General features: G+C 44.2%; 18 protein-coding genes. 16 read left to right on the top strand and 2 right to left on the bottom strand.

Annotation, left to right across the window (positions count from 1 at the left end; translation table 11 throughout):
* Nucleotides 1–168 precede the first annotated feature (168 nt).
* From I2503_RS02450 to I2503_RS02380, 15 genes are all read left to right on the top strand, one after another.
* Nucleotides 169–1,101: a thiamine pyrophosphate-dependent dehydrogenase E1 component subunit alpha gene (locus I2503_RS02450; protein ID WP_196966902.1), complete on the top strand. Its 933-nt coding sequence runs from the start codon at nt 169–171 to the stop codon at nt 1,099–1,101.
* Nucleotides 1,094–2,062 carry a transketolase C-terminal domain-containing protein gene (locus tag I2503_RS02445; protein WP_196966901.1) on the top strand — a complete coding sequence of 323 codons (969 nt, stop codon included), beginning with the start codon at nt 1,094–1,096 and terminating at the stop codon, nt 2,060–2,062. The genes I2503_RS02450 and I2503_RS02445 overlap by 8 nt, the downstream gene beginning before the upstream one ends.
* Nucleotides 2,052–2,450, top strand: coding sequence for a DUF1934 domain-containing protein (locus I2503_RS02440; protein ID WP_196966900.1), 399 nt, complete (start codon nt 2,052–2,054; stop codon nt 2,448–2,450). The genes I2503_RS02445 and I2503_RS02440 overlap by 11 nt, the downstream gene beginning before the upstream one ends.
* 213 nt (nt 2,451–2,663) lie before the next feature.
* A complete protein-coding gene (locus I2503_RS02435; protein WP_196966899.1) occupies nt 2,664–5,357 on the top strand; it encodes a cation-translocating P-type ATPase in 2,694 nt (897 codons plus the stop codon).
* Between the two features lie 235 nt (nt 5,358–5,592).
* Complete coding sequence (locus tag I2503_RS02430; protein WP_196966898.1) at nt 5,593–6,801, top strand: ATP-binding protein; 1,209 nt, start codon at nt 5,593–5,595, stop codon at nt 6,799–6,801.
* Between the two features lie 210 nt (nt 6,802–7,011).
* Nucleotides 7,012–8,040 (top strand): adenosine deaminase, encoded by a 1,029-nt coding sequence (add, locus tag I2503_RS02425; RefSeq protein WP_196966897.1) that lies wholly within the window; start codon nt 7,012–7,014, stop codon nt 8,038–8,040.
* A 32-nt stretch (nt 8,041–8,072) separates the two neighbouring features.
* A protein-coding gene (gene prfB / locus I2503_RS02420; protein ID WP_196091973.1) for a peptide chain release factor 2 occupies nt 8,073–9,168 on the top strand; the annotation gives its coding sequence in 2 pieces (ribosomal slippage) (nt 8,073–8,144 and nt 8,146–9,168; 1,095 coding nt in all).
* 114 nt (nt 9,169–9,282) lie between these two features.
* A complete protein-coding gene (locus tag I2503_RS02415) occupies nt 9,283–11,733 on the top strand; it encodes a helicase C-terminal domain-containing protein (protein WP_196091974.1) in 2,451 nt (816 codons plus the stop codon).
* Nucleotides 11,734–11,738: 5 nt separating this feature from the next.
* Nucleotides 11,739–12,971: an FtsW/RodA/SpoVE family cell cycle protein gene (locus tag I2503_RS02410; protein WP_196091975.1), complete on the top strand. Its 1,233-nt coding sequence runs from the start codon at nt 11,739–11,741 to the stop codon at nt 12,969–12,971.
* Between the two features lie 11 nt (nt 12,972–12,982).
* The gene (locus I2503_RS02405; RefSeq protein WP_196091976.1) at nt 12,983–13,537 is read left to right on the top strand and encodes a DJ-1 family glyoxalase III; all 555 of its coding nucleotides are present in this window, start codon (nt 12,983–12,985) and stop codon (nt 13,535–13,537) included.
* 76 nt (nt 13,538–13,613) lie between these two features.
* Nucleotides 13,614–14,195, top strand: a complete 582-nt coding sequence (locus I2503_RS02400; RefSeq protein ID WP_196091977.1) for an HAD-IA family hydrolase — start codon at nt 13,614–13,616, stop codon at nt 14,193–14,195.
* A complete protein-coding gene (gene gyrB / locus I2503_RS02395; protein WP_196091978.1) occupies nt 14,188–16,137 on the top strand; it encodes a DNA topoisomerase (ATP-hydrolyzing) subunit B in 1,950 nt (649 codons plus the stop codon). Before I2503_RS02400 ends, gyrB begins: the two co-directional genes overlap by 8 nt.
* 88 nt (nt 16,138–16,225) lie before the next feature.
* Nucleotides 16,226–17,953 carry a septation ring formation regulator EzrA gene (gene ezrA, locus I2503_RS02390; RefSeq protein WP_196966896.1) on the top strand — a complete coding sequence of 576 codons (1,728 nt, stop codon included), beginning with the start codon at nt 16,226–16,228 and terminating at the stop codon, nt 17,951–17,953.
* A gap of 56 nt (nt 17,954–18,009) precedes the next feature.
* The gene (locus tag I2503_RS02385; RefSeq protein WP_196091980.1) at nt 18,010–19,782 is read left to right on the top strand and encodes a glycerophosphodiester phosphodiesterase; all 1,773 of its coding nucleotides are present in this window, start codon (nt 18,010–18,012) and stop codon (nt 19,780–19,782) included.
* A gap of 544 nt (nt 19,783–20,326) precedes the next feature.
* Nucleotides 20,327–20,959: a hypothetical protein gene (locus I2503_RS02380; protein WP_196966895.1), complete on the top strand. Its 633-nt coding sequence runs from the start codon at nt 20,327–20,329 to the stop codon at nt 20,957–20,959.
* 149 nt (nt 20,960–21,108) lie between these two features.
* Here I2503_RS02380 and I2503_RS02375 read toward each other — a convergent pair whose 3' ends face one another.
* The gene (locus tag I2503_RS02375; protein ID WP_196092442.1) at nt 21,109–21,555 is read right to left on the bottom strand and encodes a YueI family protein; all 447 of its coding nucleotides are present in this window, start codon (nt 21,553–21,555) and stop codon (nt 21,109–21,111) included.
* A gap of 187 nt (nt 21,556–21,742) precedes the next feature.
* Nucleotides 21,743–22,909, bottom strand: a complete 1,167-nt coding sequence (locus I2503_RS02370) for a site-specific integrase (RefSeq protein WP_196966894.1) — start codon at nt 22,907–22,909, stop codon at nt 21,743–21,745.
* 208 nt (nt 22,910–23,117) lie between these two features.
* Here I2503_RS02370 and I2503_RS02365 point away from each other — a divergent pair, with 208 nt between their 5' ends.
* Nucleotides 23,118–23,210 carry a type I toxin-antitoxin system Fst family toxin gene (locus tag I2503_RS02365; protein WP_196966893.1) on the top strand — a complete coding sequence of 31 codons (93 nt, stop codon included), beginning with the start codon at nt 23,118–23,120 and terminating at the stop codon, nt 23,208–23,210.
* Nucleotides 23,211–23,512: the final 302 nt, after the last annotated feature.

The raw sequence follows: 23,512 nt of genomic DNA, 5'->3' as shown, positions 1-23,512 counted from the left end.
CGATTCCACTATTTCCGCTTGATGTAAAGGTAAGCATCTTTTGAAAACTGTGTGAGGAGTTGATTGCGCTTAGGAATCTATCAACAGTCCAAAGTATCTCGATTTGGGAAACCATACTTATTTTGATAAAATGGGGATATGAAAAATCAAAAAGGGGATGATCGGTCAATGAAATGGGCAAAAGAGACCATTCTTTCGTGGTATGAAACAATGGTTAAGATTCGTCAATTTGAAAATATCCTCGATGATTACAACAATCAAGGGAAAATCTATGGGACTACCCATTTATACAATGGGGAAGAGGCTATTGCAACAGCCATCTTGACCTTGGCTGATCGAGGAGATTATGCCCTGTCGACACACCGTAATCATGGTCATGCCATTGCTAAGGGATTATCAACGAAGGCCATGTTTGCAGAGATTTTTGGTCGGGAATCAGGGATCAACCGGGGGCGGGCAGGCTCCATGCAGATTTCTGATTTTTCCAAGGGGTTTATTGGGGGAAATGGCATTGTTGGTGGAAACTTCCCCATTGCGCTTGGTTTGGCCAAGGCACTTCAGATGGATCAGAAGAATCAGGTGGTCCTCTGTTTTTCAGGGGATGGGGCGACTAACCAAGGAACTTTCCATGAAAGCCTGAATTTGGCAAGCGTCTGGAAGTTACCGATACTCTTCATTATTGAAAACAATCAGTACGCCATGTCTTCCTATACGGATCATATGACTGCTGGAGACATTGTTAGCCGGGGACAGAATTATGAGATGAAGAGCCTCAAGATCAATGGACAGGATATTTTTACGGTTGCAGAGGCCTTTTTACAGGCGCGTCAAGTTCTTAAAGATGGACCTGTCCTCATGGAGGTGACAACTTATCGGTTCAGAGGCCATTCTCGGTCGGATAAAGAAGACTATCGCACCAAGGATGACTACTTAAACTACCAAGATCCAATTGTGGCCTTGCGCGACTTCATTCTAATTGAAGGCTACCGGACTCAAGATGAACTCGCTTTTATGGAAGAACGCATTTATCAAACTTTAATGGAGGAAGCTGCAGAGGCTTATGCCAGTCCTGCAGCGGGGTGTGAGGTCGAAAATGAATAAGGGAAGACAGCTCAGTTTTTTGGAAGCCATCCGAGAGGCTCAAGAACAAATCCTCGAGAAGGATTCACGAGCCTTTGTTTTGGGAGAAGATGTGGGTGTATACGGCGGTGGATTTGGAGCAACCAAGGGATTGATTGAAAAATTCCCAGACCGTGTTTTGGAAACGCCCATTTCGGAAGCAGCCATGACAGGGGTAGCCATGGGGTCGGCCATTTTAGGTAAACGTCCGATTATGGAAATTCAGTTTTCGGATTTCTTGACGGTTGCGATGGACCCACTCGTCAATCAAATTGCCAAAATTGCCTATACATCTTGTGGGACCATGACAGCTCCCGTGGTGATTCGGGCGGCCTCAGGAGGAGGGACTGGAGCAGGCACCCAACATTCCCAAAGTTTGGAAGCTTGGTTTGCCCATGTTCCGGGCTTGCACGTTGTCATGCCCAGCAATCCCTATGATGCCAAAGGCCTGCTGATGGCGGCTGTGGCCAGACCAGACCCTGTCTTGGTTTTGGAACCCAAATCGCTTTATAGGACAGTAGGAAATGTTCCCGAAGAGCCTTATGAAGTAGACTTGGGCAAGGTGAAGGTATTACAAGAAGGAAATGATCTAACGATTATCGCCCTTGGAGCCATGCTTCCACTAGTTCAGGAAGCCCTTGAGGGGCTGCCTTATCAGGTGACCCTGGTGGATCCTGTAACAGTCAGTCCGCTAGATCGCCACGGCTTGTTGGAAGCGGCCATGAAATCAGACAAGACATTAGTTGTGACCGAGAGTTATGGAGATTTTGGAGTAGCTGCAGAAATCATGGCCTCTTTAGTGGAACTGGGCTATCGAGGACATCTGAAACGTCTGACTAGCCTGTTCAGCCCCATACCTGCGGCCAAAAGTTTGGAAAGTCAAGTTCGACCAAGTGTCGACACCATTCGTCAAACCATCGAGGAGTTTTACCGTGAAGATTGAAATTACCAATTACATTCAGGTTGGTGACCAAAAGGAAGTGGTCCATCAAGCCTATGAGGCCGAGCAACGCCAAAAAGGAGATTTTACCTATTTTCTATATAAAAACGAAGAGGGGGAGAAGGTGGTTCTCAAGTTTAAAGAGGATGAGCTGGTTATGACCCGTTTTAGCACCCCCCAGTCCATTATGCGATTTGTGGATCAGAAGCAGGTACCGGTAGGGGTGCACACGCCGATGGGTCTGCAACAATTTATTAGCCAAACGGATTCGATGCAACTGGATATTTCAGCCCAGACCTTGGTCATGTGCTATCAGCTTTTATCAGCTGACGGGGACTCTGTTTTTGCCGAGTATGACTTTCGTTTGACTTGGACGGATGAGGGGGAATAGCCCTTTTGTCCTAAGACTTTTTCTGCATGAGCCTTGCCATTCTTCTTTTCATTTGATAAAATACTATAGAAATCAAGGGAGTAGCTAACGGTTCCAACCGTGTCAAGGTCGTCAATCCGAAATTCATTTCCGGCCTTGGATGAAATAGCGAGACTTGTTCAATAAAACAAGTCTCTTTTTGTTTGCCAAAAAGAGACTAGAAAGAGGAGAGTTTTGTCAAAAGAACAACAAAAAGTTGCTTTTTTTACTAAGAGCCCCGAAGAAACCTTGAGTTTGGTTGATTCCAAGCAGGAGGGATTGACGAGCGCTCAAGCCAAAGAGCGTTTGGAACAATTTGGTGCCAATGAGTTGGATGAGGGCCAGAAGAAGACCTTGCTGCAGAAATTCCTAGAGCAGTTTAAGGATTTGATGATTATCATCCTTTTGATCGCGGCGGCCTTGTCCGTGATTACTTCTGGTGGGCATGACATTGCGGATGCCCTTATTATTTTAGCCGTAGTTGTCATTAATGCCATGTTTGGGGTTTACCAAGAAGGGAAAGCTGAAGAAGCAATTGAAGCTCTTAAAAACATGTCAACCCCTGCGGCGCGTGTTTTACGTGACGGTAATGTAACGGAGATTTCTTCTAAGGAATTAGTGCCAGGAGATATCGTCCTGCTTGAAGCAGGGGATGTGGTGCCTGCAGATATGCGCCTTTTAGAAGCCAATTCGTTAAAAATTGAAGAGGCGGCTCTGACAGGGGAGTCTGTCCCAGTTGAAAAGGACTTGTCAGTAAGCCTAGCAGAAGATGCAGGTATCGGAGATCGGGTCAATATGGCCTTCCAAAACTCCAATGTAACGTATGGACGGGGTACCGGGGTTGTTGTCAATACCGGTATGTACACTGAAGTAGGTCACATCGCCGGCATGTTGCAAAATGCAGACGAGACTGCAACACCATTGAAAGAAAACCTCAACCAGTTGTCTAAGTTCTTGACCTTTGCGATCTTGGGAATTGCAGCAATAACCTTCCTGGTTGGGGTCGTCTTCCGTGGTCAACCTTGGTTGGAAGGATTAATGACAGCAGTAGCCTTGGCCGTTGCGGCTATTCCAGAAGGTTTGCCAGCCATCGTAACGATTGTCTTGGCACTTGGAACGCAAGTTTTGGCCAAACGGAATGCGATTGTTCGGAACTTGCCAGCGGTTGAAACCCTTGGTTCAACTGAGATCATTGCCAGTGATAAGACCGGTACCTTGACCATGAACAAGATGACGGTTGAAAAAGTCTTCTACGACGGCGAATTGCATGACTCTAAAGACGAGCTTGCGCTTGGATTAGATTTACCAGTTCTTCGTTCGGTTGTCTTAGCCAATGATACTAAGATTGACGCGGATGGAAATCTTATCGGAGATCCAACTGAAACAGCCTTTATTCAATATGCCTTAGACAAGGGCTTTGACGTAACAGCTTACTTGGAAAAATTCCCACGAGTAGCTGAGTTGCCATTTGATTCCGATCGGAAACTCATGTCTACCGTTCATCCTCTGGAAGATGGACGCTTCCTTGTAGCGGTCAAAGGAGCTCCTGACCAATTGCTTAAACGTTGTGTCAGCCGTGACAAGGCTGGGAAAATTGCTCCAATTGATGAAGCAACCAGTCAATTAATTGCCCAAAACAACTCGGCCATGGCTAAAGAAGCCTTACGGGTTCTGGCAGGTGCCTATAAAATCATCGATGCCGTTCCAGAAGAGTTGACTTCTGAGAACCTTGAAAATGACTTGATCTTCACTGGCTTGATTGGAATGATTGATCCAGAACGGGCTGAAGCAGCAGAAGCTGTGCGTGTAGCGAAAGAAGCTGGAATCCGTCCAATCATGATTACTGGAGACCATCAAGATACAGCAGAAGCGATTGCGAAACGTTTGGGCATCATCGATCCTGCAGATACAGAAGATCATGTTTTAACAGGGGCTGAACTGAATGAGATGTCTGATGAAGAATTTGAAAAAGTTGTTGGTCAGTATTCGGTTTATGCGCGTGTCTCACCTGAGCACAAGGTGCGGATTGTGAAAGCATGGCAAAACCAAGGGAAGGTTGTAGCCATGACAGGGGATGGGGTCAACGATGCGCCAGCCCTCAAAACAGCCGATATCGGTATCGGAATGGGGATTACTGGTACAGAGGTTTCTAAAGGAGCATCTGACATGGTTCTCGCGGATGATAACTTCGCAACCATTATCGTGGCGGTTGAAGAAGGTCGGAAGGTTTTCTCCAATATCCAGAAAACCATTCAATATCTCCTTTCTGCCAATACGGCTGAGGTCTTGACCATCTTCTTGGCAACCCTCTTTGGATGGGATGTTTTGGAACCCGTTCACCTCTTGTGGATTAACTTGGTTACTGATACCTTCCCAGCAATTGCCCTTGGGGTTGAGCCGGCAGAACCAGGTGTCATGCAGCACAAGCCTCGTGGCCGTAATTCCAGCTTCTTCTCTGGTGGGGTACTCAGCTCCATTATCTACCAAGGTATTCTTCAAGGACTCCTTGTCTTGGCAGTTTACTGGTATGCCATTCAAAATCCAGTACATTCTGGATATGAAGCGATTCACGCCGATGCCTTGACCATGGCCTTTGCGACCCTTGGTTTGATCCAATTGGTACATGCCTTTAACGTTAAATCTGTTTACCAATCCATCTTTACGGTTGGACCATTTAAGTCTAAAACCTTTAACTGGTCCATTGTTGTTTCCTTCGTACTACTGGCAGCTACAATTGTTGTGAAGCCTTTGGAAAAAATCTTCCACGTAACAGAACTGAACTTGGAACAATGGACTGTTGTCATTATTGGAAGTGTTCTCATGTTGGTGATTGTTGAAGTGGTGAAATGGATCCAACGCCGGATGGGTCTGGATAAAAACGCTATTTAAGAAAATTTGAACGAAGAAAGCAGTGGTCAGTTCCTTGAGACAGGATCTGCTCACTGCTTTTTGTAATTTTTCAACTAGAATCTCAGACTATTTGCTAGACTTCCTGAAATACTAGTTAAAAATTGGAAGTATACTTCCAAAAAGTCTAAGAATGAACAGAAATTGGAAGTATACTTCCAAAAAACACAGAAAACAGGTATAATTGGAAGTGTACTTCCAATTAAGGGGGATGAAAATGTATCAGAGATTGTTTTATTTAAAAAAAGTGCTGGATTTTAAAGATACTGATTTTATTAAAGTTATAACTGGGGTTAGACGGTGTGGGAAATCGGTCCTACTCATGCAGTATAAAGATTATTTATTAGAGTCAGGGATTAAGGAAGAGAACATCATCTATCTAAATTTAGAAAGTTTTGAAAATCAATTAATCACTACAGCAGAGGAGTTTAGAGAGACTATTTTGAATGCAATCCCTAAAAATAATGATCCATTTTATGTATTGGTGGATGAAATTCAATTTGTTGAGGGATGGCAAAGGGTTATCAATGGATTGCGGGTTAGTTATAATTGTGATATTACGATAACAGGCTCCAATGCCAAGTTATTATCTGGAGAGTTGGCTACCTTACTGAGTGGCAGATATGTAGAGATTGAAGTCTATCCTTTTTCCTTCAAAGAATTTCTAGTTGTGAAAGGGATTGATGAAAAATCGAGAGAGGTTGATATTGCTTATAGAGAGTATGAAAAGTATGGTGGATTTCCAGGTGTTGTCTTATCGAATGAATACTTAAAAGAGAGTATTCTCTCTGGGATATATGATTCTATTTTATTAAATGATATTGCAACAAGGGGAAGAATCAGAGATACTCAGGTGCTTAAAAATATCGTTTCGTATTTAGCGGATAATGTTGGCCAACTCGTTAACCCTAGTAAAATTGTTAATGTATTAAAAAATGAAAAAATCGAAGTTTCGAACCATACAATGGTCCGGTATCTGGAACTATTAAGAGACGCATTTCTATTTTATGAAACAAAGTCTTACGATATTAGAGGAAAGGCTCTTTTAAGGAACAATGCAAAATACTTTATGGTTGATAATGGGTTAAGAAACCACGCTGTCAGTTTTAGCAATAGTAATCAAGGGAATCGATTGGAGAATATTGTTTTTGTGGAGTTACTAAGAAGAGGCTATAAGGTCAACGTTGTAAGATTAGATGACAAAGAGATAGATTTTATTGCCAAGAAAGGTGAGGTGGTTGAATACTATCAAGTTGCCTACCAAATCCCAGAAAATAGTCATGAAACAGATCATTTGTTGTTAATCAAAGACAACTTCAAGAAAACCTTGATAACAGGGAGGTATGAAGGAGTGAATGAGATTGATGGGATTAAGGTTGATTACATTGTAGATTGGCTCATGAAGGAGGAGAGCGTTAGTGATTGATTACTAGAGTTTGATTTCCTTATGTCGTTTGCATACTAGATTTCAAACGATGATTGTATCTGATTTATTCGTAAAACCACGAATCTTTTAAGTTCATTGAAAGTAGAAAGTGTGGAATTTCCATTCTTTTGGGTGAAAATTTTAGAAACATCGTTGACGAAAAATCAGAAATATCGTATGATAGGAAAAATCTACCTGAGAGGATGAATCATGGAAACCTTATTGAATCTGCCCAAAGTGGAACTCCATTGTCATTTGGATGGCTCTGTTGATCTACATGCTTTAAGCCAGCTTTACCAATTAGAAGGACTTACTAAAACCGAGGAAGACCTTTTGAAGGAGGCGGTAGCGCCAGCTACTTGCTTGAACCTAACGGAGTATTTACGGTGTTTCCCTGTGACCACCAAAGTCTTGGCATCTGAAAAAGCCATGATGATTGCGGTGTTGAGTGTGGCGAAGCAGGCTGCTGCAGAAGGCGTTCGTTATTTGGAAATCCGTTTTTCGCCCGATTTTATTCAGACAGCTGATTTCAGTATGGAGCAAGTGGTGCAAGCGGCTATTGAGGGAGTTAAACTAGCGCAGGCGGTCTATCCTATTCGTCTGGGCTTGATTCTCTGTATGATGCGAGGTCGGTCTGAGGATGTGAATCGTCAAGTTCTGGGCTTGGCGGAGAAATACCTGGGTCAAGGTATTGTAGCCTTGGATGTGGCTGGTGATGAAAGTAAGTACCCGATGCCCCTTTTTAAAGAGTTATTCCTAGAAGCCCGAGCTGCGGGTATTCCTTTTACAGCTCATGCAGGAGAAACAGGAAATCTCGATAATGTTCTGTGGGCCTTGGATTATGGGGCAAGACGCATTGGCCACGGGATTGCCTTGATCAAGGATTTGTCACAGGCGGAGGATTTGAAGTCGGCAGGAATCTTGCTGGAGATGTGCCCGATTTCCAATTTGCAGACGGGAGCATCTGTATCTTGGGAAACCTATCCCTTTGGGATCTTCCGAGAAACGGGTCTGGCCGTTAGCATCAATACCGATAACCGGACGGTATCCTCTAGCAGTTTGACCCAAGAATTTGGCACCTTAGATGCTCAAGTGGGTTCCTTGACGGTGGGGGATGTTTACCAGATTACCCGTGATAGTGCCCAGGCAGCCTTTTTGCCGGAAGGGGACAAGCTAGCCTTACTGGATGAGTTGGATCAGGCCTATCAGGCCTTTGACCTAAAGGCGTCTTTACGTTAAAATAGGATGAAGAATCTAGAGGAGGATGCACAATGGACAATGCAGAAATTCGGCAGCGTTTGGCTGCCAACCGTGAAAAAATAACATCTTTTAGGGGGTCTCTTTGACTTAGAGGCTTTAGAGGAAGAGATTGCGCAATTGGAGCACCAGATGACCCATCCTGATTTCTGGAATGACAATCAGGCGGCGCAGAAGGTGTCTCAAGAATTGAATGAGCGTAAACAAACCTATGAAAATTTCCATCAAATGGAAGAGTTAGCGGACGAGTCCGAATTACTTTTTGAATGGTTGAGCGAGGATGAGAGTCTTCAGGAAGAGTTGCTAGAGAAATTGGCAGATTTAGAGCAACGGATGACGCAATATGAGATGACCTTGCTTCTGTCCGAGCCTTATGACCATAACAATGCCATCCTGGAAATCCATCCCGGTTCGGGTGGAACAGAGGCCCAGGATTGGGGAGATATGCTGCTGCGGATGTACACCCGTTTTGGCAACGCCAATGGATTTAAGGTTGAGACCTTGGATTACCAAGCTGGGGATGAGGCTGGCATCAAGAGTGTGACCCTGTCCTTTGAAGGCCCAAATGCCTACGGCTTGCTCAAGTCTGAAATGGGCGTTCACCGCCTTGTTCGGATTTCTCCCTTTGATTCTGCCAAACGCCGCCATACCTCCTTTACATCCGTAGAGGTCATGCCAGAGTTGGACGACACCATCGAGATTGAAATTCGTGATGATGAAATTAAAATGGACACCTTCCGTTCTGGAGGGGCCGGTGGACAAAACGTCAACAAAGTATCGACCGGGGTTCGGTTAACCCACATCCCAACTGGGATTGTAACCCAGTCCACCGTAGACCGGACCCAGTACGGGAACCGAGACCGAGCAATGAAGCTCCTCCAAGCCAAACTCTATCAACTGGAGCAGGAGAAAAAGGCAGCTGAAGTCGATGCCCTAAAAGGAGATAAAAAAGAAATAACCTGGGGTAGCCAGATCCGCTCCTATGTATTCACTCCATATACCATGGTGAAAGACCACCGTACCGGTTACGAAGTAGCCCAGGTGGATAAGGTTATGGATGGGGACTTGAATGGCTTCATGGATGCCTATCTCAAGTGGAGGATCCAATAATTCTATAACTCTGAGGAAGATTTGTCGGGACATCCTAAAAGCTCTGACAAACCTTCCTTTTTTTGGATAGGATGATGGTCTTTCATGTGATATAATTTAGACACTATGAAAAGGATGAATCAGAAGTATGCCATCGTGGATATTGAAGCCACCAATCCGGGTAATCAGGCCAAGATTATTCAGGTGGGGATTGTCCTCTTAGAGAATGGTGAAATTGTACAGAGTTATCAAACGGATGTGAACCCACAGGAGGTTTTGGATCAGCATATCATTGAGTTGACGGGGATTACAGACCAACAATTAGCACAGGCACCGCTTTTTAGTCAGGTGGCTGGGGTGATTTATGATTTATTGGAAGATGCTGTTTTCGTAGCCCATAATGTGACCTTCGATGCCAATCTATTGGCTGAGGCCTTGTTTTGGGAAGGGTATGAGTTGCGGACTCCGCGCGTGGATACGGTAGAATTGGCTCAAGTTTGTTTTCCGCGCTTCCAACATTACTCTCTGGGGAGTTTGTGTCAGGAACTGGAGATTCCTTTAGAGAATGCCCACACTGCTTTGGCGGATGCCCAGGCAACGGCAGAGTTACTCTTGGTTTTGATGGAGCGAATTCAGGGGCTTCCCAAAGGTTTGGTGGAGCAACTGTGGAAAAAATCAGATGCCTTGCTCTATGAAACTGGTCTGATTTTCCAAGATTGTCTGGGACAGATGGAGGAAACCTCTGATTCTGCCATCCTGCTGGAGCATGGGCTGTATGTAAGGAAGCCTGTGCGGTCCGCCAGGGGTGAGGTGTCACTGGGAGATTGGCAGGAGAATTTCCGGCGAATTGGTTTAGAAGCTCGTCCAGCTCAAGCAGCCTTGGCCAACTACATTCATGAGACCAAGGGACAAAAGGGTGTTTCTGTCCTCCAAGCAGAGGTAGGCAGTGGGAAAACGTGGGCTTATCTTTTGGGTTTGCTTCAAGATTTGAATCAAGGTCGGCGCTTGCTGGTATCCGTTCCAACGAAGATCCTTATGCAGCAACTGCTGGAGCAGGAGGGTGAACTTCTGTCCCAAACATTTGGTCTGGAATTGCTTGGGGTGAAGAGTCCTCGGAATTTCCTGAGTTTAGATGCCCTCCATGCTTATTTGAAAAAAGCAGATTGGACCAAACGCTCTATTGGTCGTTTTCTGATGCAGCTCTTGGTTTGGTTGGCTGAGACTGAGACCGGTGATTTGGATGAGATTGGTCAAGCTTATCGCTTGGAACATATTCTAAAAGACCTGCGTCACCAAGGACAACTTGGGGAACGGAGCCTGTTTCCGACCTTGGATTTTTGGCGTCGCTTGGAAGGACAAATGGGGGGCTGCCCTATTTTGGTGACCAACCATGCCTTTTTACCCAGTTTGCTGGAGTCTTATCCGGCCTTGTTTTCAGATACTTATTTAGTGCTTGATGAAGCGCAGTCCCTTTTGCGCGGCTTGGAAGAAGCCAATACTCTTAAAATCCCCTATTTGGAATTGGCGCAAAAACTACAAGATGTCGTGGCTACTGAAAAAGAGCCTAAGCGCATGAAATTCTTACAGGAACTGCAAGTTGAGTTGGAGGTTTGGAAGGCACGGCAAGCTGGGAAAAACTATCTGGAGTTGGAGCAGGGGAGTTTGGCAAACATTCAAGGTCTTCTCCGCCGTCTTGGTCTGGAGCGGCTTCCGGATAGTTTCCGCTTTTTCTTTGAAGAAGGGGTGGATTTCTATTTGCGGGGTCGAAAAAATCAGGAGGAGCTTGTTGCGGTTGGCGGGGACTACTTTCAGTTGGGACAAGGCATCGAAGTTTGCCGGCATACCTATCTCATCTCGGCAAGTTTGGACCAGTCTCTTGCCAGAAGCTTGCTCCGCTTAGCTGGAGTTGAAGAGGTGGATGTTGCTTCTTTCCCTGGTCCTAAGTTGGGAAGGCAGCTTGTTTTGACGAGTTCGGAATTCCCAGATGTTAGCTTGATGAATTTTTCGGCCTATGCCAATTTTGTAGGGGCTTGGATTGAAAACCTGTACCCGATGGGACATCCGATGATGGTGGTATTTTCTTCCCGCGAGTTACTAAATCGAGTTGCAGGAACACTGTCAGTTCCTTGTTTGACCCAGGTAGAAGGGCAAGATAACCAAGTCTTGCGGAAGCGTTTTGAACGAGGGGATCATCAAGTCTTGTTGGCTTTGGGCTCGTTTTGGGAAGGCGTGGACTTGAAAAAACTAGATCAAGTGATTCAAGTGATTGTTCGTCTTCCTTTTGCCAATCCTAAAAATATTCTGGTGGATAAGTTGTCTCAGTCTCTTGCGGCGGAGGGGCTCAAACCTTTTGATGATTTTATTCTTCCATTAGCAGGTCAACGGCTCCAACAGATTATGGGGCGTATCAGACGGCGGGAGAATCAGCTGTCGGCAGTTCTCATTTTAGATGGTCGTCTGGCACGAAAAGTCTATGGTCAGGACCTGCAGGAGGAGCTTCGTAAAGCTGGAGAATTGTTGATTCGCCCGCAAGATTTAATTCCTTATGAGATTGCGAATTTTTTTGAACGATATGAAGAAAGTTGAGGTCCATGTTTAGAGAACCATTAAAAATAGATGCCCGTATTGACTACGGGATTTTACTCTATGTTTTTTCCTTATTAGCGATTGGTTTGGCAGCTCTCTATGTGGCTCTCAGTCATGATTATCCAGAGGTGGCTTGGACCATGTTGCTGCAGCAGGGAGCATGGATTTTACTGGGCTTGGTGGTTGGTTTCATTACAATGTTTTTCTCCCAGTCCTTTCTCTGGAAAATGACGCCTATCCTTTATGCCTTAGGGCTTGGCTTGATGGTATTACCCTTGATTTATTACAATCCTGATTTGGTGGCTTCAACGGGAGCCAAAAACTGGGTGTCTATCAATGGTGTAACGCTTTTTCAGCCATCAGAATTTATGAAAATCCCCTACATTCTGATGTTAGCTCAAATCACGGATTGGCTGCATAAACGTCAGCTTGGGGAAGAGCGTACTCTTTGGTTTGATGTGAAAATCATCGGGGCCTTGACCCTCGCCACGCTCCCAGTTTTGGTTCTTTTAGGGCTGCAACATGACCTAGGGACGGCGATGGTTTATTTGGCTATTTTCTCTGGAATGGTCTTGATTGCCAATGTTTCTTGGAAAATCATTTTACCGGTATTTGTTTTCTTTACAGTTTTGGCAGGTGGATTTGTGGCTCTCCTATCGCAAGAGGATGGGCGGGCTTTTCTCCATCAGTTAGGGATGCCGACCTACCAGATTAATCGGATTGTAGCCTGGCTCAACCCCTTTGACTTTGCTCAAACAACAACTTTTCAGCAAGCTCAAGGTCAGATTGCCATTGGGAGTGGGGGCTTAATGGGTCAGGGTTTCAATGTTTCCAATCTACAGATTCCTGTTCGTGAGAGTGATATGATTTTCACCGTGATTGCGGAGGATTTTGGATTGATAGGTGGCTTGGTCTTGCTCTTGTTGTATTTCTTGCTAATTGGGCGTATGGTGCGGATTACCATTCGCTCACGTAGCCCTTTTTATACCTATATCTCTACCGGCTATATCCTCATGCTTCTCTTTCATATTTTTGAAAACATCGGAGCTGTGACCGGGATTTTACCACTGACCGGAATTCCCCTTCCCTTCATTTCTCAGGGGGGATCCTCCATCATTTCGAATTTGATTGGGATTGGACTTATTTTATCCATCGCCTATCAGAATCATTTGCGGGATGAAGAAGAAGGCCGTGTCCGGCCAAAAAGAAGAAAGGTTGTCTTACGACAAACCCTATAAAGGAGACGAATATGAAAAAAATCGCTGTACTCTTTGCGGAAGGGTTCGAGGAAATCGAAGCCCTAACAGTAGTCGATGTTCTACGTCGGGCAGAATTCGACTGCCAGATGGTTGGGCTCCAAGCCCAAATGACAGGTTCCCATGGTATTACTGTGCAGATGGATCAAGTCTGGAGTCCTGAACTGCCCCTCTTTGACTTGGTTGTTTTACCGGGCGGCATGCCGGGAGCCAAGAATCTTCGAAATCATGACGAGCTGATGGCTTGGGTGGCTCAAACAGAAGCCCAAGGAAATTTGGTTGCGGCGATTTGTGCAGCCCCCATTGCTTTGGAAAGAGCTGGACTGCTGGAGGATAGAAACTATACCAGTTATGACGGATTCGACCAAGTAATCCAAGCAGGTCACTACCAGAAAGAAACGGTTGTTCAGGATGGGCGCGTGATTACCAGTCGTGGTCCAGCTTCAGCCTTGGCTTTCTCCTATGCCTTGGTGGATGCTTTAGGAGGCGATAGTCAGGACTTACGCAAGGCCATGCTCTACACCGATTTGTTTGAAGAAAAAATGTGATCTGACCAGCCCTAGAATCCCATTCTAGGGCTTTTTTAGGCTGGCTGACTCCTCTAAATTATGGTATAATTAAGGAATGAAATTTGAGAGTTTTATTTGGGATCTAGGAGGGACTTTGTTAGACAATTATGTCTCCTCCAGCCAAGCTTTTTTACGAACCCTTGAACATGAAGGACGTACTGCTGCGCTAGAAGAAATTTATGCCAGTTTAAAGGAAGCCACAGATGTGGCGATTTTGCGCTATGCGGCTGGTATTCCTGATTTTCGGCGTAAGTACCGCTTGGAAGAAGCCAAAGAACTTGCCCAGCCTGTTTTGTTTCCAGGAATCCCCCAATTATTGGAGGAACTCCAGGCAGTTGGGGCTCAACATTTTTTAGTCTCGCATCGAGACAAACAAGTGATAGAAATTTTAAAAGCAACAGGTATTTTGACCTATTTCACCGAAATTGTCACATCTGATCAGGGCTTTGCACGGAAGCCGAGTCCAGAGGCTTTTCTCTATTTGAAAGACAAGTATCATCTGGAGAACACCTTGGTCATTGGAGACCGCCCGATGGATATGATTGCAGGTCAAAATGCGGGGATGGCAACCTATCTTTTTGATAGTGCCCCTCAGTTAGCCGAGTTTATAAAAAGAGTGGAGGAGTCAGATGGTTGACGCCAAAGATAAAAAGAAAAATGCTCAGGAGTATGATGCCAGCCAGATTCAAGTCCTAGAAGGGTTGGAAGCGGTGCGGATGAGGCCCGGAATGTACATTGGGTCTACATCCAAGGAAGGTTTGCATCATCTGGTCTGGGAGATTGTTGATAATTCCATCGATGAAGCCTTGGCGGGCTTTGCAAAACATGTGCAAGTCATCATCGAACCAGATGATTCCATTACAGTGATTGATGACGGTCGGGGAATTCCTGTCGATATCCAAGAAAAAACGGGTCGCCCTGCGGTTGAGACTGTTTTCACGGTTCTCCACGCTGGAGGAAAATTCGGCGGCGGTGGTTACAAGGTTTCCGGAGGTCTCCACGGTGTTGGTTCTTCTGTTGTAAACGCCTTGTCTACTCAGCTAGATGTGAAAGTTTATAAGAATGGACAAGTTTACTATCAGGAATACCAGCGTGGAGCTGTCGTAGCGGACTTGAAAGTGATTGACCAAACCGATCGAACTGGAACAACGGTCCATTTTACTCCAGACCCAGAAATTTTTACTGAAACAACTGTTTATGATTTTGACAAACTCAATAAACGGATCCAAGAATTGGCTTTCTTGAATCGTGGCTTGGCCATCTCTCTGGAAGATAAGCGGGAAGGGATGGAGCAACGGAAGGACTACCATTACGATGGTGGGATTGCCTCTTATGTGGAATACATTAATGAGAACAAGGACCTTCTATTCGCTGATCCGATTTATACCGAAGGGGAGCTAGATGGAATCACGGTTGAGGTAGCCATGCAGTACACGGGTGGTTTCCATTCAACCCTTATGAGTTTTGCCAATAATATTCACACGCATGAAGGTGGAACCCATGAACAGGGCTTTCGGACAGCTTTGACGCGGGTAATTAATGACTACGCCAAAAAGAATAAAATTCTGAAGGAAAAAGATGAGAATCTGACAGGTGATGATGTGCGAGAAGGTTTGACAGCTGTTATCTCGGTCAAACACCCGAATCCGCAATTTGAAGGTCAAACCAAGACTAAGTTGGGGAATAGTGAGGTGGTGAAGATCACCAATCGCCTCTTCTCAGACGCCTTTACGACCTTCCTCTTGGAAAATCCGCAGATTGCCAAGCGGATTGTCGAGAAGGGAATTCTCGCTTCCAAAGCTCGGATTGCGGCCAAGCGGGCGCGTGAAGTAACCCGTAAAAAATCTGGTTTGGAAATCTCCAACCTGCCAGGGAAGTTGGCAGACTGTTCCTCCAATGATCCGGCTCAAACAGAACTCTTTATCGTGGAGGGAGACTCCGCGGGTGGTTCTGCTAAGTCCGGTCGGAATCGGGAATTTCAAGCTATCTTACCGATTCGTGGGAAAATCCTCAATGTTGAGAAGGCTAGTATGGATAAGATTCTGGCCAATGAAGAAATTCGTTCGCTCTTTACGGCCATGGGAACTGGTTTTGCGGATGATTTTGATGTAGCCAAGGCTCGTTACCACAAGTTGGTGATTATGACCGATGCCGATGTCGATGGTGCCCACATTCGGACCTTGCTCTTGACCTTGATTTACCGCTATATGCGTCCGGTCCTAGAGGCAGGTTATGTCTATATTGCTCAACCGCCAATTTATGGAGTTAAAGTCGGTAGTGAAATCAAGGAATATATTCAACCTGGCCCCAACCAGGAGCAAGAATTGCAAGCAGCACTAGAACGCTACAGTTCGGGTCGTTCCAAACCAACCGTTCAACGCTACAAGGGGCTTGGGGAAATGGATGACCACCAATTGTGGGAGACAACCATGAACCCAGATCATCGTTTAATGGCGCGTGTTTCTGTTGATGACGCGGCTGAGGCAGACCGGGTCTTTGATATGCTGATGGGGGACCGGGTTGAGCCTAGACGAGAGTTCATTGAAGCCAATGCGGTATATTCAACCTTGGACATCTAAAGATTTTTATGATTTCTAGGATTTTCAAGGCAAACTGTGGTATAATCAAGTTTGTTTGTTTACAAGTATTAAATGTAAGGAGTATGGGATGTCTAGTGGGTTGATTATACTGGTCATTGTAATCGTTGTATTATTAATTGTGGCCTATATTGTGGCCATTTTGCTGCGGAAGAGGAATGACACTCTTCTGGCAAAATTAGAAGAAAGAAAAACCGAGCTCTTTAATTTACCAGTCAACGAGGATATGGAACGTGTCAAGAATATGCATTTGATTGGTCAGAGTCAGGTGAATTTCCGGGAATGGCATCAAAAGTGGATGGATATTTCCCTGAATTCCTTTGCAGCTATTGAGACAGATTTGTTCGAGGCCGAGGCTTACAACAATTCTTTCCGTTTTATTAAGACTAACCAAACCATCGGAAGTGTGGAGAGTCAATTAAATTTGGTCTCCGAAGACGTGCAAGCCATTCGTCAGGCGGTTTTGGAATTGGAGCAACAAGAGGCTGAAAATAGTGGGCGCGTGCTCCATGCCTTGGATTTATTTGAGAAGTTGCAAGAAAATATTGACAAGAATGAGAGTCATTATGGACAAGCGCTTCCAGAAATTCGCACACAGATGGAGCAGATTGAGGCAGAGTTTAGCCGCTTTGTGAAACTCAATTCTTCTGGTGACCCTGTAGAAGCGGCAGAAGTCTTGGATAAGACTGAGAATTATATCATCGCTCTCACACAAATTGTGGATGGGGTACCAGTCTTGGTTGAGCAGTTGGAAAAAGATTTGCCGGACCAGTTGGATGATTTAGAAACGGGCTACCGGAAACTTCTGGAAGAAGATTATCATTTTGAAGAAACAGATATTGAGGCTCGATTCCAGCAATTGCATTCTCGCTTGCAAAAGAATGGCAGCAACCTCAAAGCTCTGGAATTGGACAACACCAAATTTGAAAATGAGCTGATTCAAGAAGAAATCGAAGGATTATACGCAATCTTTACCAAAGAAATGGATGCGAAGAAAGAGGTCGACAAGTTGGTCCACAGCTTGCCGAATTACCTTCGTCATACACAAACCAATAACCAGAATCTCTTGGATGAGGCGGAGCGTTTGTCTGTCAATTATATTGTGAAGGAATCTGGTATTCGTCAAATGCACGAATTACAAGGTGAGTTGATCGCCTTGGAAAAATTGGTGATGAGTCGTGTAGACGAGAGTCAGCAAGCAGATGAAATTCCCTTCTCTCAAGTATTGGAAGAATTGGAAGATAGCCGCGAACGTTTGGAAAAAATTGAAGATGTGCAAATGGAATTGGGCGATAGCTTGGCTCAAATCGAAAAAGATGACAGTGCTGCTCGTCAAAAAGTCAGCATTGCTGTTAACAAGTTGCATACGATCAAGCGATACATGGAGAAACGCAAGTTACCAGGTATTCCGCAATCCTTCCTAAGTCTCTTCTTCACGGCAAGCCACAATGCCGAAGACCTTCTCAATGAGTTGGATCAAGAGCGCGTGGATGTCGAATCTGTGAATCGCCTCTTGGAGATTCTCAATCAAGATATGGCTGAATTGGAAGCAGAAACCTATACCATTGTAGGGAATGCGACATTGACCGAACAACTCTTGCAATATTCCAACCGGTACCGGTCCTTTGATGACACTATTCAGACAGCCTTCCAAGATGCCCTCTCTATCTTTGAAGAAGAGTTTGATTACCAGGCTTCCTTCCAACGCATTTCTGAAGCTTTGGAAACTGTTGAACCTGGTGTGACGGATCGTTTTGTGAAATCTTACGAAAAAACACGTGAGAAAATCTTATTTTAATAACTAACAATAGGGCTGGAGCCAAGTGTTCCAGCCTTTTTCTTAAGGGAGATAGCATGAAAAAAATCTTTCGGGATGTGGGCCAGGTTCTTCGGGACCTGGGCTCGGATCTTTTGACTTATTTTATTCGGATCGGAATCTTGCAGATTCTGATTGGTCTTGTTGGAACCTATTTATTGGAATTTTCTTTCCGGTTTATCCTCTTTTCGGCAGATCAAGAAAGTTTGCGACTGGATAACCTTTCGAGCATCCTACTGAATCCAGTTAGTCTTTTGGCTCTCATCTTTTTCCTAGTGATGACTGCTAGCTTGATCTTTTTCGAGATGACAGCCTTGTCACTCATGGTTTACGGTGCCTATCAACAGCAGCATTTTTCTTGGCGTGTCATTTTACGTAGTACCTGGACTAGCATGAGGAAGCAGTCTTGGTTGGACCTACCCGTCTTTGTTCTTTATTTGATATCCCTCGTTCCGGTAGCTAATTTAGGTTTTGGTCCCTCATTAACCAGTAAACTCTATATTCCAGCTTTTATCACAGGAGAATTGACCAAGTCGACTTGGGGTAATTTTTTACTACCAGTTCTTTTTCTGGGGTTTGCTTATGTCAACTTACGCCTTATTTTTACTCTCCCTCTAATCTCCTTGGAGCAAGTCAGCATTCGACGAGCTATTCAAGAATCTTGGTCGATGACGAAGACAGGCAAATTGCGCCTTCTAGGAGCCTGGTCCTTGGTTGAGCTTGCCATTGGTTTTATCGTCGCTCTTATTGTACTAGCCACCGTTTTGGCTTCGGTTCTGATGGATCCCTCGGGGCAATCGCTATTTATACAAAGTTTTTTCCTCACCATTATCGAGTGGAGCCTTCATTTCTTTACATTTTTAACAAAGATATCCTTGATAATCTTCCTTTTATGGGAAATTACGGATCAAAATCGGGTCGCACCGACTTTGCAAGCTCATACTGGGCAGGCCACGAGTCGTAAGCTTTTGCTCTATATCGGAGTTGTCCTAGTCTTCCTAGTCTTTATGGCAGCCAGTGGCCTGCAATTAGTCAGCCAGGTTTTGAATAAGGAGCAATTAACCATTGCCCATCGAGGTTTTATCAAAAAAGCCGTTGAAAATTCCCTAGAGGGAATAATGGCTTCTAAGGAAGCCGGTGCAGATCTGGTTGAAATGGATGTTTTGATGACCAAGGACCAGAAATTAGTGGTGATGCATGACTATAATCTGAAACGCCTAGCGGGACTTGATAAACAAGTTGCGGACATGACCTATGATGAGCTGGTTGGACTTCCCTTGGAACAGGATGGGCACAAGGCTAAACTTCCATCTTTTGAGGAATTTGTTCAAGTTGCTAAAGAAAATCAGATCAAACTCTTGGTGGAATTAAAACCGCATGGTTCGGAACCGGACAATTATGTAGACCTTGTTTTAGCAGAGCTCAATCGTCTTGATCCGGAACATACCTATCCTGTGATGTCCTTGAAACACGAAGTCATGCGTGAATTGGAAGATAGGGAACCACAAATTCAAACGGGCTATGTGATTCCCTTTAACTTTGGTGATTTGCAGATTGATCAGGTTGATTTCTTAGCTGTTGAGGAATTCTCTTATTCCGCTCAATTGGTTGAGGAAGCCAAAGAAGCTGAGAAGCCACTCTATATTTGGACCATCAATGAAGACATGGATATGATTCGTTACCTTCAAACACCATTGGATGGTATGATTACAGATTTCCCTGACAAGGTGCAAGCCTATAAAGGTGAGCTCTCACATGAAACCAGTTACTGGGATCGTTTTATGCGCATTGTGGAAGATATTCGGATTTAGCTTGTTGGTAAAGGATGGCGAAATTCCTATCTTTTAAAAAAGATGAGGGTAGGGGCAAGAGTTATCTTCAAGGCTGAAGTCTTATTGGAAGTTGTGCGAGATGGCGAATGAAATTTATGTCATAAATATTGAGCGAAGATATGGGACTCATCTGCAGATACAACACGAAAATAATTAAAAAAGATAGCAAAACCCTTGGGGGAAAAGGGTTTTGCTATCTTTTGTCTTTTTAATACTCATTACACTTCAAAATCTGAATGTGTTAATCCTCTTCGCCGAACTTATTGATTGCGTGCATTGCACGCTTATTGATAAGATTCAACAGGTCTCCCAGACCTGTTGAACTGTCTTCATCGGATTGATGGCAAGCGATGCTTGCTTCATTACCTATAAATTTTAATCCAATTCCTGGATTAAAATTCGTTTCAGATTTCGAACTGTTTCGAGTATAAAGTGATAAACTCAGGGATCACCATCGTTTACGAAAGAAAAAACAGCCTGTGGTATAATGGGGGTAGAGTAAAATTAGAAAGAGTCGTAGGACATGAAAGGATTATTGAAATTTTTAGCCACAATCCTGGTACTTCTAGGGATCGCTTGGTACCTTATTATTCCAAGTAATCCGGTAACGAGTCAGGAACGCTTTGGTGCTTGGGAGGATAAAACTAATTTTGTAACCTTGATTCAACAAGCAGTCTCTAATTTAAGTTCCACGGGAGATGGTTTGACCTCGCAAATGGTCGTTTCTAGTAACGACTTGAAATCGATCTTGAATGAAAATCTATCTGAGGAACAGAAAACAGATTTAGAAAATTCTGCTATCGGATTTGAACAATCTTACATCCAAGTTCGCCAACCTCTAACTCTATTCGGTCCAGTTACAAGTCAACTAGAACTAAATATGAGCCTAGTGATCAAGGAGGGCCAGCTTGAAGCAGTTGTTGAGTCTGCTAAATTAGGGAAAATTCCCTTGCCAAAATTTTTACTGCGGATGGTCCTTAACCAAGATGCGATTTCGCCTGATTTCAGACGGGATGATCTGACCCTTCCAATCACACTTCCAGCTGAGGGATACGCTCTGGAAAATATTGAAATTCACAATGGGCAAGCGATTGCCTACCTCAAATTAGACCGAGAACGCCTTTTGGCTATGATTGAATCGCAAATCAAACCGTAAAAGAGTATTATATACTCTTTTAGTTTATCTTTTATTACTGTGTTAGCTCGCCTTGCCGTACTTCAGTACTGTCTACGACTCGCTGCCTTGTACTAAAAGTAAACTAAAACTCCATAAAAACCAGTTCGCGCAGAACTGGTTTTTATGGGTTAGCCTCCGAAGAGTTTCTGGAAGAATCCTTTTTTTGTCTTAGGGTTCGATTCTTTCTTTTTCTGAGGTAGATAGGCCTTTATGCTGGTGTCTTCAAGGTTAAGAGCGTGATCGGAATGGAGGATTAACCCAAAAGGAGAATGGCTAGATTCATCAGATACGATGGTAGAAGTAATCCCCTGATCCCTCCCCATTTTCAGATAGGTTAATTGGAGATCATTGGGAATACTAGGCGAAATTTTAAGGTAGAGGGGGGTGTATGTTGCGTTTAAAGCACTCAGAATGTAGGGGAGATTTTGTTTGAGTTGTGGATCTTTAGCCTCAGCAATCGAAATACCACAAATAACGCGCTCCTGAAAGGTTCCTAAGTATTTCCGCTGTTGATCGGGATCTAAGCGGAGAGAACCCGCTGCTTTTTCCATCAATGTTTTTTCTAGATTCTTCATGATTCTAGTATAGCACTTTTTAAAAGAGTGGGTGGGTGGGGAACTTGCAATTTATTTCACAGGGCTCCAATTTTCCCTTGAAAAACCACTTTTGAGGAAGCGATACCGCCTAAACGTTGATATTATGCGGTTTTCAAGGTTTAAAATTATTGTCTTTTTCAATTTGCTTAGATTTTTGCTAGATATTTTACAAATCCCCCATGGCCTTCTCGAATAACGAGACGGCTTTTTTTGCGCTTTCTCTTGATAGATGACTGTAGACATCCATAGTCACCGAGATATTGGAATGACCTAGACGATGCTGGAGTTCCTTGTAAGGTATCCCAGAGTTTAGTAGCAAGCTGGCATGGGTATGACGGAATCCGTGAAAGCCAATATCAGGAACATCCGCCCTTTTGAAATGGATCAAGAGCCGTCTATGGAGTTGGCGGTTTTTTGGGTATTCGTTGATAAAGTCCGAAAATACAACCGTTTCAGTTCTCCCAAGTTGCCACGCTTCCAAGGTTTGGCGTTTCTTGTATTCCTTTAGCATGTTGATAGTCTGGGAATCTATATCTATATCCCGCTCGCTGGCCTTGGATTTAGGCGGGGTGATTTGTAACCTAGCGTTGACGGTTTTGGTGATGGATACAACCCCGTCAGCCAAGTCAATATCTTCCCAGTGTAAGGCTAAAGCTTCGTTGATCCGGCAACCCGTAGCAAGCAGGAACTTGTAAAGCACTGTTTCATAATAATAGCGGTAACGCCCTTGGTCTAGACTATCCAAGTAGTCAAGGAACCGTTTCAGTTCCTCGTTTTCAAAATGCTTAACCTTGTTCCGTTTGGCTTTCTGAAGGTTGCGGGGTAGAATAACCTCCCTAGCTGGATTGAATGGGATAACTTGGAGGACCACCCCATACTGAAGTATTCTCTTGTTGAGCGCGTGGATTTTGTGATAATGCAAGAAAGCTCCCTTTTGCCCCTTATTGGCTTTATCCGCTAGTTGGTTGACTGTTTGTTGAATGAATGCCGTAGTCAATTTTGATAACTTGATGGCCCCATAGATGGGTATTACATGATTATCAAGTAGACTTTTTACAGCTAGTTGAGTATTTAGCTTGACCGTATGGCGGTAACTCTCCCACCACAAAGAAGCTAACTCCTCGTAGGTGTTTATGTTGACGGATTGGAATCTAGTTGCCCCATTTTTTTCGAAATCCAAAATGGCCCACCTAGATTTTTCTTTTAATTCCTTTTTGGTTCGTCCTGATACTTTTGTAGTTACTTGCTTCCCAGTCACTGAATCAGTTCCCAAGTATACGCTAGCACGGTAAACGGTAGATCCGTCTTTCTTTTTGATTTGATTGATTTTCATGATATTCCTTTCTACAGTAGGCAAGGTTATTGAAAAGGACTTAGGTATCATGAAATTTTAAGCGGGGACGTGCCTATTTGGCCACCTAGCGTGTTGGGGGATAGATTGTAAGGGAAGGAGTTGGAAGGCCGTAGGAAGCAAATCCAGCGGATGGAATTTTGATATAATTGAGTAGCCCTCTTGGCTTAGAAAGGGGGTGAGTACCAAAATGGGCGACATTCTCACAGTATTCCTTGCACCGTTATTGGTCGGTATTCTTACCGTCTTGTTTGAATATTGGTTAAATAACCGCAAGAAGTAGCCCCTAGGGTAAGAGAAAAACCCTCAACGCTGGAACCGTTGGGGGTTTTTGAGTGCCGTTAAGCGAACTTCTCACAGTTTTGTTAACAACTCAATTATATCCCAAGCGTTGGATCATTGTCAAATTTTTGTTTGCTCACAGACCATCATACGCACCCCTGATAAGCTAAAATCAGAGAATAGTATTATTTTGGTTTACCATATCCCTACATATCCCACTTTTTAAAGCGTGACCACAATAGCATAGTATCACGCGCCACGGTTGAACTATGTTATAATGGTTTTGTGACCTTGCTAACAGGT

The sequence above is a fragment of the Streptococcus sp. NLN64 genome (assembly GCF_015831295.1).
Classification (GTDB): Bacteria; Bacillota; Bacilli; order Lactobacillales; family Streptococcaceae; genus Streptococcus.
This window is presented reverse-complemented; position numbering and strand designations above follow the sequence as displayed.

Bases quoted from the DNA above. Each gene is read 5' to 3' on its own strand.
- I2503_RS02450 (WP_196966902.1), top strand. From the start codon at position 169: ATGAAATGGGCAAAAGAGACCATTCTTTCGTGGTATGAAACAATGGTT.
- I2503_RS02445 (WP_196966901.1), top strand. From the start codon at position 1,094: ATGAATAAGGGAAGACAGCTCAGTTTTTTGGAAGCCATCCGAGAGGCT.
- I2503_RS02430 (WP_196966898.1), top strand. From the start codon at position 5,593: ATGTATCAGAGATTGTTTTATTTAAAAAAAGTGCTGGATTTTAAAGAT.
- add (WP_196966897.1), top strand. From the start codon at position 7,012: ATGGAAACCTTATTGAATCTGCCCAAAGTGGAACTCCATTGTCATTTG.
- I2503_RS02415 (WP_196091974.1), top strand. From the start codon at position 9,283: ATGAATCAGAAGTATGCCATCGTGGATATTGAAGCCACCAATCCGGGT.
- I2503_RS02410 (WP_196091975.1), top strand. From the start codon at position 11,739: ATGTTTAGAGAACCATTAAAAATAGATGCCCGTATTGACTACGGGATT.
- I2503_RS02405 (WP_196091976.1), top strand. From the start codon at position 12,983: ATGAAAAAAATCGCTGTACTCTTTGCGGAAGGGTTCGAGGAAATCGAA.
- I2503_RS02400 (WP_196091977.1), top strand. From the start codon at position 13,614: ATGAAATTTGAGAGTTTTATTTGGGATCTAGGAGGGACTTTGTTAGAC.
- gyrB (WP_196091978.1), top strand. From the start codon at position 14,188: ATGGTTGACGCCAAAGATAAAAAGAAAAATGCTCAGGAGTATGATGCC.
- ezrA (WP_196966896.1), top strand. From the start codon at position 16,226: ATGTCTAGTGGGTTGATTATACTGGTCATTGTAATCGTTGTATTATTA.
- I2503_RS02385 (WP_196091980.1), top strand. From the start codon at position 18,010: ATGAAAAAAATCTTTCGGGATGTGGGCCAGGTTCTTCGGGACCTGGGC.
- I2503_RS02380 (WP_196966895.1), top strand. From the start codon at position 20,327: ATGAAAGGATTATTGAAATTTTTAGCCACAATCCTGGTACTTCTAGGG.
- I2503_RS02375 (WP_196092442.1), bottom strand. From the start codon at position 21,555: ATGAAGAATCTAGAAAAAACATTGATGGAAAAAGCAGCGGGTTCTCTC.
- I2503_RS02370 (WP_196966894.1), bottom strand. From the start codon at position 22,909: ATGAAAATCAATCAAATCAAAAAGAAAGACGGATCTACCGTTTACCGT.
- I2503_RS02365 (WP_196966893.1), top strand. From the start codon at position 23,118: ATGGGCGACATTCTCACAGTATTCCTTGCACCGTTATTGGTCGGTATT.